Below are 17,432 nucleotides of genomic sequence, written 5' to 3' on the forward strand. Positions count from 1 at the left end.
CATGGGGTTGTTTTCGCGATTTTGTATCTCCGCGCCACACTTACGGAAACACCAGCCGCCCGCTCTGGATGAACCACATCACGCTGGTCAGCGTGACCACGGACGCGAAGGTCCCGATCAGGACGGCCACTGACGCCGGCTCGATCCAGGTACTGTTCTGCCGGGCGATCACGAACACATTCAGCGCCGGCGGCAGCGCGGCCATCAGGACGGCGGTCGCGGCCCAGGGCTGCGCGAACGGACCGAAAAGCAGCATCAGCCCGAACACGATGAGCGGATGGATCAGGAGCTTGATCACGATCACGCCGGGCACTTCCCAGGGCACGCGATCGAACGGGCGCAGCGCCACGGTAACGCCCAGCACGAACAGCGCCGTCGGTGCTGCCGCGTTCTGGAGAAACAGCAAGGTCCTGTCGACGGCGACCGGCACTTGAATGTGCAACGCCGCGACAAGCGCTCCCGCGGCGGCTGACATGATCAGCGGGTTGAGCACGATCTGCCGGGCGGCGATGCCAATGGCGTACAGGAGCGACGGATGCTTGCGATCGCTCAGCGCCATCAACAGCGGCACGATCGTGAACAGGAAAATGCTGTCGCAGCAGAAGATCAACGCGGTCGGCGCCGCCGCCTTGGCTCCGAGCACCGCCAGCGCCAGCCCGGGGCCCATATAGCCGATATTGCCGTAAGCGCCGGCAAGGCCCGCCATCGTCGCCTTGCGCAGCGACAGTTCGCCGATGATGCGGCCTGCCACCATGGCAAGCACGAAGGCGCTCACGGTCGCCAGCGTGGTCGCGATCAGAAACGGCGGGTTGTTCAGTTCGGAGAATGGCGTCTCCGACATGATGCGGAATAGCAAGGCCGGCAGCGAGACGTAGAGCAGAAAGAAGTTCATCCAGGCGAGGCCCGATTCCGGCAGCCCCCTGGTCTTGCCGCAGGCAAAGCCGATGAAGATCAGACCAAAATAGGGAAGCGCGAGGTTGAGGACGTCGACCATCTCGTAAAGCGTCTTTTCGTCAGTGATTCTGGGGAGATGGCGCTGGATATGGCCACCACGCGTAAAGGTTAATTCGTCCTATTGCCCCTAGCATCGGCCACAATCATGGTCTATTCGACGGGACATGATCAAAGCGCGCACCGCCAAGTTTCAGATCGGGCAGATCGTCCGCCACCGGGTGTTTTCATTCCGTGGCGTGATTTTCGATATCGATCCGGAATTCAACAATACCGAGGAATGGTGGTTGTCGATCCCAGAGGAGGTTCGGCCTGCCAAGGATCAGCCGTTCTATCACCTGCTCGCGGAAAACTCGGAGTCCGAATACGTCGCCTACGTCTCCGAGCAAAATCTGCTGCCGGACGATTCCGGTGAGCCGATCCGGCACTCGCAGGTGGCCGAGATCTTTGTGAAGGACAAGTCCGGCGGCTACCGCCCGCGCAACCCGTCGCTCAACTAGCATCCTTCTTCCGGCAACGAAAAAGGCGCCCTGATCGGGCGCCTTTTGTTTTGTCGAATGCCGCGGCTGTTACTTCGCCGCCGGATTTGCAGTGGCGCCCGGCTGGGTGCCCTCCAGCTTCTTGCGCTGCTCCTCAGCACGCTTCTGCAGCTCTTCCTGCAGTTTCTTCTGGTTTTCCTCGAACTGCTTCGGATCGGTCGGCGGACCGTCAAAGGCCTTGGCGAATTCACCGGCGAGCGGCAGCGGCAGCGTCAGCGGCGCGCCGTTGGAATTGATCGCCTGAACAACCAGATTCTGGCCCTTCTTCAAGTTGGCGATCAGTTCGGGGGTTGCTTCGTAGTCCGACATGCAGCCGTTCTGGAAGCAGATCACATAGGGGCCCTGCTGCGGCGGATTGTTATCAACGATGATCCGGGTTCCGTGCACGAGCTGCATGCCAAGCGGCAGGGTCACGCGCAGGAGCTTCTTCGGCTCGCCTTCCGGCTCGATGATGACGGCGGCGATGACGGGTTGGCCCGACTCGATGCGGCCGTCCTTGCCGGTGAAGCAAACCTGCTTGGCGCCCGCTTCCTGACCCTTGAGGCAGAACTTGGTCCAAGGCGCGTAGATTAGCTGGACCTGCTGCTCCTGGGGCGGGGCGGCGCCGGGAGCGCCAGCCGGAGGGGCTTGGGCCGCGGGAGCGCCGGCGGGACCCTTCGGAGCAGCCTTCGGAGGCGCTTTCGGAGCGGCAGGCGCCGGGGCGGCCTTCGGGGCCCCGGGCGCTGGCGTGGGCTGCTGAGCTTGCGCGCCCGACGCGATCAATGTTGCCGACAATGCCGAGGCCGCCAACAGGGCCAAGACCTGCCCACGCGGCCGAATCGACGCGGCGAAGATACGGAAATTCATTGCGGAAAACCCTTTCTGAACCGGAGCGCCCGAAACCGCTACAGGCACCGACACCAAGCCGCGCTGGGGCGGCTGTCTCGTTGGCAATTGAGGCGGTTACGTGACAGGCGTTCCCGCGGTCATCAACTGCCCGCCTTCAATACAGCGGCAGACGAAAAGATCAATGCCGACAAGCATCTTTGGCGTTCCCCGCAGGCCGAGGCCGAAGCCTATGGTAAAGCTTTCTTCGTGCGCATTTTCGGATCAGATACCTGCCCGCCTATGACCCGCTTCGGTCGTATCCGCCTGCGTGTGCTCGCGGGCATTGCCCTGGCGCTGGCTGTGACGCCGCTCGCGCCAGTCCACGAAACCAGAGCGGCCGAAAGCCACGCGCTGGCGATGCACGGCGCGCCTGCCCTTCCCGCCGGTTTCACGCATATGCCCTACGCCAATCCCGAGGCGCCGAAGGGTGGACGGCTGGTCTGGGGCGCCTTGGGAACCTTCGACAGCCTCAACCCCATGATCGTCCGAGGCCTCGCGGTTCAACAGATCAGGGGCTTTGTGGTCGAGTCTCATGGCGCGCGGCAACGATGAGGCTTTCACGCTCTATGGCTTGCTGGCCAAAACCGTCGAGACCGACGACGCACGCAGCTACGTCTCGTTCCATCTCGACCCGAGGGCGCGCTTCGCCGACGGCAAGCCGGTCACGGCAGAGGACGTCCTGTTTTCGTGGGCCCTGCTGCGCGACAAGGGGCGCCCCAATCACCGCCAGTATTATTCCAAAGTCGTAAAGGCCGAAGCACCCGATCCGCTCACCGTGCGGTTCGATTTCGGCGGCGGCAACGACCGTGAGCTCCCGCTGATCCTCGGGCTGATGCCCGTCTTGCCGAAGCATGCGGTCGATCCGGCAATGTTCGAGGAAACCACGATGACCGGACCGGTCGGTTCCGGCCCCTATCGCGTCACCGCCGTTAAGCCCGGCGCCAGCGTCACGCTGACCCGCAATCCCGACTATTGGGGCCGCGACCTGCCGGTGAATCGGGGATTGTGGAACTTCGACGAGATCAGGATCGACTTCTACCGCGAATCCAACGGCCAGTTCGAGGCATTCAAGCGTAGCCTCTATGACTTTCGCGCCGAGCACGAGCCGCTGCGCTGGCATGAAGGTTACGATTTTCCGGCCGCCCGCAACGGCGAAGTGATCCGCGATACCATCAAGACCGGAATGCCGCAGCCCTCGGAATTCCTGGTGTTCAACACGCGGCGTCCGGTGTTTTCAGACATCCGCGTGCGGCAGGCCCTGACGCTGCTGTTCGATTTCGAGTGGATCAACCGCAATTACTTTTTCGGACTCTATGCGCGTGCGGCGGGCTTCTTCGCAGGGTCCGAACTATCCGCCTACGCCCGCCCGGCCGACGAGCGCGAGCGCGAACTCTTGAAGCCGTTCGCCGCACGGATCCGGCCGGATATTCTCGATGGCACGTACCGCCTGCCCGTCACCGACGGATCGGGCCGCGATCGAACAACGTTGCGCAGCGCGCTCAAATTGCTGTCGGAAGCCGGCTACGATCTCGATGGGGCCGTGCTGCGGCAGCGTTCGTCCAGGACGCCGCTCACCTTCGAAATCCTGGTGACGACGCGCGACCAGGAGCGGATTGCGCTTTCCTATCAGCGCGACCTCAAGCGCGCCGGCATCGAGGCCAGCGTCCGCGCGGTCGACCCCGTGCAGTTCGACCAGCGCCGGCTGGGGTACGAGTTCGATATGCTGCAGAACCGCTGGGACCAGTCGCTATCCCCCGGCAACGAGCAGTCCTTCTACTGGGGCAGCCAGGCCGCCGACATTCCCGGCACCCGGAATTACATGGGGGCCAAGGAGCCCGCGATCGATGCCATGATCGCTGCCCTGCTCGAGGCGCGCGAACGTCCGCCTTTCATCTCCGCGGTGCGGGCCCTCGATCGAGTCCTGATGTCGGGCTTCTACGCAATTCCGGTGTTTAACGTGCAGGAGCAATGGATTGCGCGGTGGAATCGGATAGAACAACCTACAGCGACCGCGTTGACGGGCTATCTGCCGGAAACCTGGTGGCAGAAGCCGGAAATGAAGTGAACTCGCCAAGCGATCCAACCTCCGTGACAGAGCCGAAGTAACGCCGTGACCCAGCCCACCGCTTCGCCAACGCTCGATACGTTGTTCAAACGGAACCTGGCACGGCAGCCGGACGCGCTGGCGCTGGTCGATCCCCCCAACAAGCAGCGCATCACCGGCCAGCCGCCGAAGCGTCTTACCTTCGCGCAGGCCGACCGCATGATCTCGTCGCTGGCCGCGCACTTCATCGAATCCGGCTTGCCGTCCAATTCCGTGATCGCGGTTCAATTGCCGAACACCATCGAATTCGCGCTTACCGTGCTCGCCGCCTTCCGCGCCGGCCTCGTCGTCGCGGTGCTGCCGCTGCTCTGGCGGCAGTCGGAATTGACCATGGCGCTCAACCGCACCGCCGCGCGGGCGATCGTGACCTCGGGCAGGGTCGATGGCGTGATCTACTCGGATATCGCCATGAACGCTGCCGCCGAAGCGTTCTCGATCCGCCATGTCTGCGGCTTCGGCGGCGAACTGCCCGAAGGCATGGCCTCGCTCGACAACGCCATCTTCCGGGAATCTCCGACCACGCGCGCCGTGGTCCAGGACGGCCGCAAGGCGGCGCTGATTTCCTTCGATGTCACCTCCGACGGCTTCCGGCCGGTCCCGCGCGCCCATCTCGGCCTGATTGCGGGCGGCCTTGCCATGTCCCTCGAAAGCGACGTGCCGCAGGGCGCAACGATCCTATCGGCCTTCTCGCCGATGTCATTTGCCGGCCTCGCCTCATCGCTGGCGATCTGGCTGCTGTCGGGCGGAACACTGGTGTTGCACCATCCTTTCGACGACGAGGTGCTGGAACAGCAGATCATCGAGCAGGCCTGCGACACGCTGATCGCACCTGCCCAACTGGCGCTGCGGCTGGACGAACTGGACCTCGGCGCGCGGATGTCGAGCCTGCGCAATGTCATCGGCCTATGGCGGACCCCGGAGCAGGTCGGCTCCAGCGCGTGCTGGGTCGCGCAACAGGCGACGCTGACGGATGTCTATCTATTCGGCGAGGCCGGATTGTTCGGCGCGCGCCGGATCGCGGAGGACGGCTCGCCGGCCCCGATCAAGCCGGGCCTCCACGGTGCGCCGCGCGATCTGCCGGGATCGTCGATCGCGGGCGAGATATTGCTGACCCCGCGCGGCACGTTGGGGCTGCGCGGGCCGATGGTGCCGGTCGCGGCCTATGCGCCGCCTCCACCGCCGAGCGATTCCCTGATCGCGGCGCCGCCACGCGATTACGTCGATACGGATTACGCGGCGCGGCTCGACCGCGTGACTGGCGCGGTCAATATCACCGCGCCGCCGTCCGGCGTGATGGCTGTCGGCGGCTACCGATTCCTGGCGCAGGACCTCCAGGAGTGGGCGCGCCGGCTCGGTCAGGGCGCGCTGCTGACCGCGCTGCCGGACCGCCTCAGCGGCCACCGGCTTGCCGGCCGTGCGCTCGACAATGCCCGCGCCCGAGACGCGCTGACAGAACTCGGACTTAACCCGTTGATGGTGGAAGCATTTCGGGATCGGAGCAACGCCGCCTGAGAGGCCGCTGGCGGGCGCCCGTTGACGCCGCATTAAGCGCGGCAAACTAGGATCGTGGCATCCTATTGCCCCGCCTGATCCGAGTTCTCAGCAGATGTCCCAGCAAGGTCCGATCCTCGTCGTATCGACCGCGAAACGGCCTTCCTTTGCCGCTACGCTCGATGTCGCGAGCCTGTTTCCGGTGGTCGAGAGCGGGTGGACGGATGCGGCGCGCGCGGTCGAGCAGGTGCAACCGGCGGCCGTGCTGGCCGAAACCTCCGGCACCAATGCAGCCGGACTGGCGGAGCTGGCCATGCGGGTCGCGGCGCGACAGCCCTATCTGCCGCTGATCGCGATCGACCCGCAGAACCCTGTTCCGGACAACGTCATTCCCTTTTTTCAGAGCCAAGTCTTTCAGAGCCAAGTCCCAAACGCCCAGCAAGGCGGCTCCGACCGGCTGGCCGCCCGCCTGCGTGCCGCGCTGCGCGTGCGGTCATTGCATGCGACCGTGATGCGCCGGCTGGTGCCGGCAACGCCGATGGCGTTGTCGCATATCGATCCGGCGCGCGACGCTACCGTGCTGCTGATCGGCCGCGGTGGTGCCTATCCGGCGCTGTCGGTCTCGCTTGGCGAGCGCACCGGCGTGGTCGGCGCGCTTTCGATCGAGGCGGCAGCGAAGCATCTCAACGTCAGGGACATCGACGGCATCGTGCTCGGCGAAGGATTCAGCCTGCGCGTGGTCGATGCCTTCCTCACCGTGCTGACCGAAGACGCCCGTTTCCGCAATCTTCCCGTCGTCGTGGCGGCGGGCGATCTGGCGCCGGCCTATGATTTGCCAAACCTCGAGATCGTCTCCGGCGACGCCGTCCAGGTGGCAGCGGTTGGGCTGCCGCTGATCCGCCAGCACGCCTTCGAAGCGCATCTGAGCCGCACGCTGAAGGCCATCGACGCCGACGGCCTGATCGACGCGCGGACCGGTCTGCTCACCCCGGAAGCCTTCGAGCGCGACTTTGCCAGCGCCATCTACCAGACCCAGCAACGCGGCGGCGGATTGTCGGTGGCGCGCTTTGCGTTCGATCTCGGACACCCCCGCGCGCAATTCGACGGCGCGCGGATCATCAGCCGCCTGATGCGGCAAATGGATTTCGGCACCGCCCAGGATGACGGCTCGGTTGTCGTGGTGTTTGCCGAGGCCGACCTGAAGTCGGCTCACGCCATCGCGCGGCGGCTGTCGAGTGTGATGCGCCATACCAGCCATGGCCAGCGCGACGCACGGTCGGAGCCAACCGTGACGGTCGCAACGCTGCTGCCGAACGATTCCGCGAAATCGCTGCGGTCACGGCTGCAGGAAGACGCGCAACGGGCAGCGTCGTAGGGGCGGCAAAGGCGCGCTTCGCGCCGTGCGCACCACGCCGAATCTCCTACGCCGCCTTCTTGCTCTCCGCGAGACTGGCGAGCTGCCGCAAGATCTCGGTCGTACCCATCAACCGCTCTTCCGGCGTCTTCCATTGCTGCAGGAACACCACCTTCATATCCGGCCGCACCTTCGCGGCCTGGCCGTGCTGACGGATAAAGGCGACGAGGCGATCCGGCTGGGCAAAGCTGTTGTCGCGGAACGAGATCACGGCGCCCTTCGGACCGGCGTCGACTTTCTCGACATTGGCGCGGCGGCAGTAGGCCTTGATGGCCGCGACCTTTAAGAGATAGCGGACTTCGTCCGGCAGCACGCCGAAACGGTCGCGCATCTCGGCGGCAAAATTGTCGATCTCCTCGTCGGTATCGAGATCGGCGAGCCGACGGTACAACGACAGCCGCACCGAAAGATCGTCGACGTAATCCTCGGGGATTAGCACCGGCATGCCGATTGTGATCTGCGGCGACCAGCGGTCTGCGGCGGGCTCGGCCACGCCGGCCTTGAGGTTGAGGATCGCCTCCTCCAGCATCGATTGATAGAGCTCGAATCCGACTTCCTTGATGTGACCGGATTGTTCTTCGCCGAGCAGATTGCCGGCGCCGCGGATGTCGAGGTCGTGAGATGCGAGCTGAAAGCCCGCGCCCAGCGTTTCCAGCGACTGCAGCACTTTCAGCCGCCGCTCGGCTTGTGCGGTGATCTTCTGCGCCGGCAGCGTGAACAGCGCGTAAGCGCGCAGCTTCGAGCGCCCCACCCGCCCGCGCAACTGATAGAGCTGCGCCAGCCCAAACATGTCGGCGCGGTGCACGATCAGCGTATTGGCGTTCGGAATGTCGAGGCCGGACTCGATGATGGTGGTCGAAAGCAGGATGTCGTATTTGCCGTCGTAGAAGGCCGATATGATGTCCTCGATCACGGTCGGCGGCATCTGGCCATGCGCAACCGCGACCTTCATCTCCGGCACGTTCTTGTCGAGGAAGTCCTTGACGCCGGCCAGGTCCTCGATCCGCGGCACCACGTAGAACGCCTGCCCGCCGCGGTAGCGTTCGCGCAGCAGCGCCTCGCGGATCATCAGGGGATCGTGCGGCGCCACGAAGGTGCGCACCGCGAGGCGATCGACCGGGGGCGAGGCGATAATCGAAAGATCGCGCACGCCGGTCAGCGCAAGCTGCAGCGTCCGCGGGATTGGCGTCGCGCTGAGAGTCAAGACATGCACCTGCGCCCGCAACTGCTTGAGCTTTTCCTTGTGGCTGACGCCAAAGTGCTGCTCCTCGTCGACAATCAAAAGGCCCAGATCGCGGAACTTGATCGACTTGCCGAGCAGCGCATGGGTGCCGACCACGATGTCGACATTGCCTTCGGCAAGCCCCTTCTTGACCTGCGTCAGCTCCTTGGCCGGGATCAGGCGGGAGGCCTGCGCGACGTTGACTGGAAAACCTCTGAAGCGTTCGGCAAAATTCTTGCTGTGCTGGCGGGCAAGCAGCGTGGTCGGCACGACGACGGCGACCTGCTTGCCTTCGAGCGCGACCGCGAACGCCGCGCGCAACGCCACCTCCGTCTTTCCGAAGCCGACGTCGCCGCAGATCAGCCGGTCCATGGGACGGCCGGTTTCAAGGTCTTTCAGCGTGGATGTGATGGCGCCAAGCTGATCCTCGGTCTCCTCATAGGGGAAGCGCGCACAGAATTCGTCATAGACATGCGGCTGCACCGGCATTTTCGGCGCTTCGTGCAGTTGCCGCTCGGCTGCGATCTTGATCAGTTCGCCGGCGATCTCCCGGATCCGGTTCTTCAGCTTGGCCTTGCGCGCCTGCCAACCGCCGCCACCCAGCCGGTCCAATTCGACATTGGCGTGATCGGAGCCGTAGCGCGACAGCAACTCGATATTCTCGACCGGCAGGAACAGCTTTGTTTCGGCGGCATAATGCAGTTCGAGACAGTCATGCGGCGCGCCGCCCACCTCGATCGTCTGCAAGCCGACAAAGCGCCCGATGCCGTGCTCGACATGCACCACGAGATCGCCGGTCGAAAGGCTCGTGACTTCCGAAATGAAATTGTCGAGCTTGCGGCTTGATTTGCGCTGGCGCACCAGGCGGTCGCCGAGGATGTCCTGCTCGCTGATGACGGCGAATTCGTCGATCTCGAAACCGCTCTCCATGCCGACCACCGCCAGCATGGCCTCGTTGCGCGGCGTCGCCTGCACTGTACGCCAGGCGTTGACGGTGGTGATATTGGCGAGCTTGTGGTCCCGCAGCATGCTGCCCATGCGGTCGCGCGAGCCTTCGCTCCACAGCGCGATCACCACCTTCTTGCGCTGCGCCTGCAATGCCAGCACATGCGCCACGACGGCTTCGAACACGTTGACGGAAGTGTCGGCCCGCTCGGGCGTGAAATTGCGGCCCTGCCGCGCGCCGGCGTCGAACAAATCGCCAGTGCCCTCAGGCACGGCAAACGGCGTCAGCCGCGCCACCGCGGCGTCGCTCAGCCGCGTCGTCCATTCCGCTTCCGTCAGATAGAGCCGATCCGGAGGTAACGGCTTGTAGATCGCACCCGATCCGGGATGCTCCAGCGCCTCGCGCCTGGCCTCGTAATAGTCCGCGATCTGCTTGAAGCGTTCGCGTGCGGCGTCCTCGCCTTGCGGTTCGATCGCGATCGGCGCACCGTCGAGATAATCGAACAGCGTATCCATCCGCTCCTGGAACAGCGGCAGCCAGTGCTCCATGCCAGGATGGCGGCGGCCCTCACTGACGGCCTCATAGAGCGGATCGTCGCGCTCGGGCGCGCCGAAGGCTGCGACATAGCCCATGCGAAAGCGGCGGATGGTTTCGGTGACGAGCTGGAATTCCGAGATCGGCACCAGATCGAGCGCGCGCATGTCGAGTAGCGTGCGCTGAGTTTCCGCATCGAAGGTGCGGATCGATTCGAGGGAGTCGCCAAAGAAGTCGAACCGCACCGGCTGGTCGAGCCCGGCCGGAAACAGATCGAGGATGCCGCCGCGCACGGCGTACTCGCCGGGCTCGCGCACGGTCGAGGAGCGATTGTAGCCATTGTGCTCCAGCCAGGCGACGATCGAATCCATCGGTACGACATGGCCGGGCGCGACCGACAGCGCCTGTGCGGCTACCACCTCGCGCGCGGGCACGCGCTGCACGATGGCGTTGACGGTCGTCAGCACGATCAGCGGTTTGTTGCTGCCCTGCAGGCGCGATAGCCGCGCCAGCGTCGTCAGCCGCTGCGCCAGGATGCCGCCATGCGGTGATACCCGGTCATAGGGCTGGCAGTCCCAGGCCGGAAACTGCATCACGGGCAAGTCAGGGGCGAAGAATTCCAGCGCCCGCGCCAGTTGCTGCATCCGCGGACCATCGCGGCAGACCACGGCAAGGCTGACCGCCGGCGGTTTCGGCTTGGCCGCGACCGCGCGCGCGAGGTCGGAGACGACGAGCCCCTCCGCGCCCTCGGCGACATTGGCAAACGTCAGTGCGCGGCCGGGTGCCAGCAGCGCGGCGGGCGATTTGACGGGTGCCTTCATGCGTGGTGATCCACGGCGCGAAACGCCTTGATACGGTCGAACAGCGCGGTCGCATATTCCGGATCGAGTGGCTTGTCGCCGATCAGCGCGGCATAGAGGTCGGGATCAGGCACTTCGATCAGGCGTTCCAGCTCGGTCAACTCGTCATCGCGCATGCCCGATATCTCGGCATCCGCAAAGCGCCCGAGGATGAGGTCCATCTCACGGGTGCCGCGATGCCAGCAGCGAAATAAAAGCCGCTTGCGGCGGTCATCGAGGCCACCGCTCGATCGTGTCGTACCCGTCATTTTCCCTGGTCCCATCCGAACGCCAAAAGCCCGGACGTGCCGGGCCGGCTTGATATAGCGGTCGAGATGACGAATGTCAGCCCCAACAGTTCCGTGAATTACCACTACGGCGTCATTGCCGGGCTTGACCCGGCAATCCATCATCTTTTGAAGAGTGATGGATGCGCGGGTCCCGTCTCCGCCAAGGCTTCGCCGGATCACGAGCGCGCCCGGCCACCGAAGCCTTGGCGAAGGCAGCAAGCCCGCGCATGCCGCGCTATGTGCGACGAGAGACCTGATGCGCCCCACCCTGCTCAATCCCTTGTTTGCGCCGGTCACGAGCCTGCCTGGCGTCGGGCCGAAACAGGACAAGCTGTTGCGCTATCTGCTCGACCGCGATGAGACCCCGCGGCTGGTCGATCTCTTGCTGCACCTGCCGGCCAGCGTGATTGACCGCCGCGCGCGGCCGAAAATCCGCGAGGCGGTACCGGGAACCGTGGTGACATTGGAAGTCACCATCGACCGCCACCGGCCGCCCCCGCCGCGCAATGCCCGCGCGCCCTACCTCGTTTATGCCTCTGACGATACCGGCGACGTGGTGCTGACGTTTTTCCGCGCCAAGCCCGGCTATGTCGAAAAGCTGCTGCCGGTCGGCGAGAAGCGCTACGTTTCCGGCACGCTGCAGATGTATGACGGCATCCCGCAGATCGTGCATCCCGACCGCGTCGTCGACGAAGCCGGATTTGCAAAACTCAGCGGTATCGACCCGGTCTATCCTCTCACTGAAGGTCTCGCGCTGGGTTCGCTGCGCCGGGCGATCGCGCAGGCGCTGCAGAAGTTGCCGGAACTGCCCGAATGGATCAGCCCGGAAGTGATCCGCCGCTGCAACTTTCCGCCGATCCGCCAGGCGCTCACCCGCGTGCATGTGCCGGTCGAACTCACGGACATTTTGCCTGACGGCCCGTTCTGGTCACGGCTCGCCTTCGACGAGCTGCTCGCCGGCCAACTGGCACTGGCGCTGGTTCGCGCGCAATTGCGGCGTCCGGCCGGCGACCGCAACGCCGGCGACGGTCACCTGCGCCACAAGATCATCGATGCGCTGCCCTACGCGCTCACCGGCTCGCAGCGCGCGGCGGTCGCCGCCATCACCGAGGATTTGCTCCAGCCGGTGCGGATGTTGCGGCTGCTGCAGGGCGACGTCGGGTCCGGCAAGACGGTGGTGGCGCTGCTCGCCGCGGCTGCCGTCACCGAGGCCGGCAAGCAGGCCGCGCTGATGGCGCCGACCGAAATCCTCGCGCGCCAGCATATCAAGACGATCGCGCCGCTGGCCGAGCGCGCAGGTCTTCGTGTGGCGATCCTGACCGGCCGCGAAAAGGGCAAGGAGCGGCGTGAAATTCTTTCGCAGCTCGAAGCTGGCGAAATCGACTTTCTGGTCGGCACCCACGCGCTGATCCAGGACGACGTGATCTTCAAGGCGCTGGCGCTGGCGGTGGTCGACGAGCAGCATCGCTTCGGCGTGCGCGAACGGCTCGCGCTCACCAACAAGGGCGAGGCCGTCGACGTGCTGGTCTTGAGCGCAACGCCGATCCCCCGCACGCTGGTACTCACCTATTTCGGCGACATGGACGTCTCCGAGTTGCGGGAAAAACCGGCTGGCCGCCAGCCGATCGACACCCGCGCCGTTCCGGCCAGCCGCCTCGATGAAGTCGTCGATGCCGTCGGCCGCGCGCTGAAATCCGGCAAGCTGGTCTACTGGATCTGTCCGCTGGTCGAGGAATCCGAGGCCGAGGGCACCGAACATCTCACCAACGCCACCGAGCGTTTCGAGCGGCTGCAGAAGCGTTTTGGCGACCGCGTCGGGCTGGTGCATGGGCAGATGAAGGGCCCGGATAAGGATCGTGTGATGGCACAGTTTGCCGCTCACGAGATCGGGCTCCTGGTCGCCACCACTGTGGTCGAGGTCGGCGTCGACGTCCCCGCCGCGACCATCATGGTGATCGAAAACGCCGAACGCTTCGGGCTCGCGCAATTGCACCAACTCCGCGGGCGGATCGGCCGCGGGTCGGAGTCCTCGACCTGCCTGTTGCTCTACAAGGAGCCGCTCGGTGAGATGTCGGCGGCGCGGCTGAAGGTGATCCGGGAAACCACCGACGGCTTCAGGATTGCGGAGGAGGATCTCAAACTGCGCGGCGAAGGCGACGTGCTCGGCATCCGCCAGAGCGGCCTGCCCGGCTATCGCATCGCCCGCTCCGACGTGCACGGCCAGCTCATCACGCAGGCGCGCGACGAAGCGCTGCGCATCATGAAGGACAATCCGAAACTCAAGGGCGAGCGCGGCGAAGCGCTGCGCTGTCTGCTCTATCTGTATGAGCGCGATGAAGCGGTGCCGCTGATCGGCGCGGGATAGTTCGCGACCGTGGCAATGCGAAGCCGGTAGTGCTCGGCGCCCTCGACGATCTTGTCGAGCAGCGCATCCAGAGCCCAGAATTTCTCGCGGATATCGAAGGTAACGGCGCGGCTGTCGGTGCAGGAGAACGTGCCGAGGCGCTGGTGATAGAGCTTGGCAAGCTTCGGGTAGCCCATCGGTTCGGCCATCGCCGACAGCGCGAGGTAGACAGAAAGCTCGTCCGCCAGCGCCGGATGATAAGCATGCTCGGTCATCAGCCACTTGTAGAGATCGGGATGAAAGTTCGTGAATACGCCGGTAAACCCGCGTGAGCCGGCTTTCATTGCCTCAAAGGCAATCGCCGCATTGGCATTGACGATGGAAAGCGGCGTGCCCCTGGTCAGCGTCACGCGGCGCTTCACCGTTGCGAGGTCGCAGGACACGTCCTTGAGGATGACGAAGCGGCCGGTGTTGGCGCAGAACGTCAGTTCGTCGTCGGTGAGCAGACGGCGATAGGGCGCCGGGCATTCGTACAGACCAAGGGGAATTTGCTTCGGCAGCCGATCGAGCAGCCAGGTCAGGTCATCGATGAACTTGCTGCCGCCTTCCTGCTTGGCGTCGAGCCGGTTGGTGACGAGCACCATGCCGTCGACACCGGTCGCGGCAATCGCGGTCAGCTCGGCAAGTTGGTCGTCCAGGCTTTCGCTGATGTGACCGGACGCGATCACCGGAACATGGCCGGCTGCGGCTTTCTTGACGAAAGCGGCGAGCGCAACCCGTTCGTCGAGAGTGAGAAACTGCATTTCGCTGGACTGGCAGACCGCAAACAGCGCGTCCGAACCATTGTCGATGTACCATTCCACCAGCCGGCCGAGGCCGGGATAGTCGATGTGGCCGCTTTCGGTAAACGGCGTGATCATCACGGGAATGATGCCTTCGATCTTCTTCATCATGATGTCGGCGCCGCCCTACTCCACCTTCACCTTTGCGGGAGCCGGCTTCATCCCGGCCGCCGAATTGGCCACGCGCGCCGCGTTCGCCATGCCGGCCAGCGCGCCGTTGCGCTTCTGCGGATCGGAGCCGGGCTGCACCACGCCGGCCGACATGATCAGCGTCGCGGCGTCCTCGGTCGTCATGTCGACTTCGATGATCTTGCTCTTCGGGACGTAGAAAAAGAATCCCGTGGTCGGGTTCGGCGCGCAGGGCAGGAACACCGAGATGTGCTCTTCCTGGCCGGGAAGCTGGCTCGCCACGTTCGCACTCGGCGACTGCGAGATCAAAACGATCGACCACATGCCCGGCGAGGGAAATTCAACCAGGCCGACCTTGCGAAAGCTCGACCCCTTGCCCGAGAACAGCGTCTCGAACACCTGCTTCAGGCCGCGATAGATCGCGCGCACCACGGGCATGCGGCCGAGCAGCCGCTCGCCGAGATCGACCAGCGTCCGCCCGATCAAATTGGCGGTGAGGAAACCGAGCAGCGTCAGCGCGATCACCGCGACGATCAGTCCCGACCCCGGCAAGCCGAACGGCAGATAGGTTTCGGGACGGTAAACCGTCGGCACGAACGGGCGAACCAGATTGTCGACCCAGTTCACGAACCACCAGGTCAAATAGAGCGTGATCGCGACCGGCCCTGCGACAACCAGTCCGGTCAGAAAATAGTTCCGGAAACGGGCCATCAGCCCGGGAGGGTGCGCGTCCGGCAGGGGTTCCTCCGGGGACACGGTCGGGGGCAGTTCTTCGGGCTTCATCGTGGTTCCAGGTCGGAGCAGCCGGCTTAGTCCAGCTAAGCCATCCTAGCAGGTTTTTGAAGACCCAGCGTGACAGTCGATTTACTTGACTATTCGACGGTTACCGATTTGGCGAGATTTCGTGGCTGATCCACGTCGGTGCCCATCACCACGGCGGTGTGATAGGCCAGGAGCTGCACCGGGACGGCATAGACCATCGGGGTGAATGCCGACGCCATGTCGGGCAGCACGATCGTGACCAAGGAATCGACGGTTGCCTCCGCCGCCCCCTTGGCATCGGTCATCAGAATGATGTTGCCGCCGCGGGCCGCGACTTCCTGCATGTTGGAGACCGTCTTCTCGAACACCCGGTCGAACGGCGCGATCACCACCACCGGCATGTTCTCGTCGATCAGCGCGATCGGCCCGTGCTTGAGTTCGCCGGCGGCATAGCCCTCGGCGTGGATGTAGGAAATTTCCTTCAGCTTGAGCGCGCCTTCCAGCGCCATCGGGTAGCTGGTGCCGCGGCCGAGATAGAGCACGTCCTTCGATTTCGAGATATCGCGCGCCAGCTTTTCGATCTGCGGTTCCAACGTCAGCGCCGCCGCCATCAGCCGCGGAATCTCGACGAGGCCGTGGACGAGCTTGGTCTCGTCTTCGTCAGACAATTCGCCGCGCGCCTTGCCGGCCGCAACCGCGAGCGAGGCCAGCACCATCAACTGGCAGGTGAAGGCCTTGGTCGAGGCGACGCCGATCTCGGGACCGGCCAGCGTCTGCAGCACCGTTTCGCTTTCGCGCGCGATCGTCGAGGTTGGCACGTTCACCACCGACAGGGTGTGAACGCCCTCGGCCTTGGCGTAGCGCAGCGCGGCCAGCGTGTCGGCGGTCTCTCCGGATTGCGAAATGAAGATCGCGAGATCGCCCTTGCGCAAGGGCGCCTCGCGGTAGCGGAATTCGGAGGCGATATCGATTTCGACCGGAATGCGCGCCAGCCGTTCGAACCAGTATTTGGCGACATAGCCGGCATAGTTCGCAGTGCCGCAGGCCGTGATCGAAATGCGCTGGATGTCCTTGAAGTCGAACGGCAGCTTGACCGGGAGCATTACGCGCTCGCTCGCCATGTCGACGTAGCGCGCCATCGTGTGCCCGACGACTTCCGGCTGCTCGTGGATTTCCTTGGCCATGAAGTGGCGATAGTTCGCCTTGTCGACCAGCGAGGTCGAGGCGCTGTGCTTGACGGCATCGCGGTGCACGATCGCGTTGTTCTTATCGTAGACGGTCGCACCCTTGCGCGTCAGCACCACCCAGTCGCCGTCTTCGAGATAGCTGATCGTATCGGTGAACGGCCCGAGCGCGATCGCATCCGACCCCAGATACATTTCGCCGTCGCCGTGACCGATCGCCAGCGGCGGGCCGTTGCGGGCGCCGATCATCAGATCGTCGTCGCCGGCGAAGATGAAGCCGAGCGCGAATGCGCCGCGCAGTTCCGACAGCGCCGCCCTCACCGCCTCGACCGGCTTGATGCCCTTCTGCAGCAGGCTATCGACCAGATGCAGAACGATTTCGGTGTCGGTTTCGGTCTTGAAGACCGCGCCCTTCTTCTCCAGCGCTTCGCGCAGCTCGCGAAAGTTCTCGATGATGCCGTTGTGAACGACGGCGACGCGATCGGTGGCGTGCGGGTGCGCATTGTTCTCGGTCGGCTTGCCGTGCGTTGCCCAGCGGGTATGCCCGATTCCGGTGTGCCCCTTCAGCGGTTCCGCATCCAGCCGCTTCTCGAGGTTCTTCAGCTTGCCCTCGGCGCGGCGGCGCTCAAGGTGATCGCCTTCCAGCGTGGCGACGCCTGCGGAATCATAGCCGCGATATTCAAGGCGTTTGAGTGAGTCTACCAGAAGCTCCGCGACCGGAGCTTTCCCAAGAATGCCGACAATGCCGCACATGCGGTTCAATTTCCCCAAATCGACGAATGCGTCGCAACCCGCTAGTCTCTTAACGGCTATGCCGGGCCGACAGATACTCAATAATTGTTGCGTATTGCGACAGTCTTAAGCGGAAAGCTTAACGGCCGCCACCCGCGATTACCCTGTCACATCCGCCTGGCCGACGGAATATGAGTCCGCGATCTCGCGGCATGAGCTGCCCGAGGCTTGGCCTTGGTTCC

General features: G+C 64.5%; 11 protein-coding genes and 1 pseudogene. 5 read left to right on the forward strand and 7 right to left on the reverse strand.

Features of this window, described 5'->3' with window-relative positions; all coding sequences use genetic code 11:
• Nucleotides 1-40 precede the first annotated feature (40 nt).
• Complete coding sequence (locus ACFXS9_RS13305) at nucleotides 41-994, reverse strand: AEC family transporter (protein ID WP_392689505.1); 954 nt, start codon at nucleotides 992-994, stop codon at nucleotides 41-43.
• Nucleotides 995-1,118: 124 nt separating this feature from the next.
• Between ACFXS9_RS13305 and hspQ the strand changes: the two genes are divergently transcribed.
• Nucleotides 1,119-1,451 carry a heat shock protein HspQ gene (gene hspQ / locus ACFXS9_RS13310; protein WP_057845496.1) on the forward strand — a complete coding sequence of 111 codons (333 nt, stop codon included), beginning with the start codon at nucleotides 1,119-1,121 and terminating at the stop codon, nucleotides 1,449-1,451.
• Between the two features lie 69 nt (nucleotides 1,452-1,520).
• Here the strand turns inward: hspQ and ACFXS9_RS13315 are convergent, their stop codons facing one another.
• On the reverse strand, nucleotides 1,521-2,336 hold the full coding sequence (locus ACFXS9_RS13315; protein ID WP_392689507.1) for an invasion associated locus B family protein: 816 nt from the start codon (nucleotides 2,334-2,336) through the stop codon (nucleotides 1,521-1,523).
• A 261-nt stretch (nucleotides 2,337-2,597) separates the two neighbouring features.
• Here ACFXS9_RS13315 and ACFXS9_RS13320 point away from each other — a divergent pair.
• The 3 genes and pseudogenes from ACFXS9_RS13320 to ACFXS9_RS13330 all read left to right on the forward strand — a co-directional run bounded on the left by ACFXS9_RS13320 (nucleotide 2,598) and on the right by ACFXS9_RS13330 (nucleotide 7,327).
• Nucleotides 2,598-4,422 (forward strand): annotated as a pseudogene (locus tag ACFXS9_RS13320) (extracellular solute-binding protein).
• A gap of 45 nt (nucleotides 4,423-4,467) precedes the next feature.
• Entirely contained in the window at nucleotides 4,468-5,973 is a 1,506-nt protein-coding gene (locus ACFXS9_RS13325) for an AMP-binding protein (RefSeq protein WP_392689509.1), read from the forward strand.
• 94 nt (nucleotides 5,974-6,067) lie between these two features.
• Nucleotides 6,068-7,327 carry a GGDEF domain-containing protein gene (locus ACFXS9_RS13330; RefSeq protein ID WP_392689511.1) on the forward strand — a complete coding sequence of 420 codons (1,260 nt, stop codon included), beginning with the start codon at nucleotides 6,068-6,070 and terminating at the stop codon, nucleotides 7,325-7,327.
• A 46-nt stretch (nucleotides 7,328-7,373) separates the two neighbouring features.
• Here the strand turns inward: ACFXS9_RS13330 and mfd are convergent, their stop codons facing one another.
• Both mfd and ACFXS9_RS13340 read right to left on the reverse strand, forming a co-directional pair.
• Entirely contained in the window at nucleotides 7,374-10,889 is a 3,516-nt protein-coding gene (gene mfd, locus ACFXS9_RS13335; RefSeq protein ID WP_392689513.1) for a transcription-repair coupling factor, read from the reverse strand.
• Nucleotides 10,886-11,176, reverse strand: a complete 291-nt coding sequence (locus tag ACFXS9_RS13340) for a succinate dehydrogenase assembly factor 2 (protein WP_392689515.1) — start codon at nucleotides 11,174-11,176, stop codon at nucleotides 10,886-10,888. The genes mfd and ACFXS9_RS13340 overlap by 4 nt, the downstream gene beginning before the upstream one ends.
• Before the next feature lie 277 nt (nucleotides 11,177-11,453).
• Between ACFXS9_RS13340 and recG the strand changes: the two genes are divergently transcribed.
• Nucleotides 11,454-13,562, forward strand: a complete 2,109-nt coding sequence (gene recG, locus ACFXS9_RS13345; RefSeq protein WP_392689517.1) for an ATP-dependent DNA helicase RecG — start codon at nucleotides 11,454-11,456, stop codon at nucleotides 13,560-13,562.
• On the opposite strand, the gene ACFXS9_RS13350 is transcribed toward recG, so the two are convergent.
• The 3 genes from ACFXS9_RS13350 to glmS all read right to left on the reverse strand — a co-directional run bounded on the left by ACFXS9_RS13350 (nucleotide 13,514) and on the right by glmS (nucleotide 17,211).
• The gene (locus ACFXS9_RS13350; RefSeq protein ID WP_392689519.1) at nucleotides 13,514-14,494 is read right to left on the reverse strand and encodes a dihydrodipicolinate synthase family protein; all 981 of its coding nucleotides are present in this window, start codon (nucleotides 14,492-14,494) and stop codon (nucleotides 13,514-13,516) included. The two genes, recG and ACFXS9_RS13350, sit on opposite strands and share 49 nt — an antisense overlap.
• Before the next feature lie 15 nt (nucleotides 14,495-14,509).
• Nucleotides 14,510-15,295: a DUF502 domain-containing protein gene (locus tag ACFXS9_RS13355; protein WP_392689521.1), complete on the reverse strand. Its 786-nt coding sequence runs from the start codon at nucleotides 15,293-15,295 to the stop codon at nucleotides 14,510-14,512.
• A gap of 89 nt (nucleotides 15,296-15,384) precedes the next feature.
• Complete coding sequence (glmS, locus tag ACFXS9_RS13360) at nucleotides 15,385-17,211, reverse strand: glutamine--fructose-6-phosphate transaminase (isomerizing) (protein WP_392689523.1); 1,827 nt, start codon at nucleotides 17,209-17,211, stop codon at nucleotides 15,385-15,387.
• Between the last annotated feature and the right edge of the window lie 221 nt (nucleotides 17,212-17,432).

Source organism: Bradyrhizobium sp. RDI18, from assembly GCF_043203335.1.
In the GTDB taxonomy this organism is placed as follows: domain Bacteria; phylum Pseudomonadota; class Alphaproteobacteria; order Rhizobiales; family Xanthobacteraceae; genus Bradyrhizobium; species Bradyrhizobium retamae.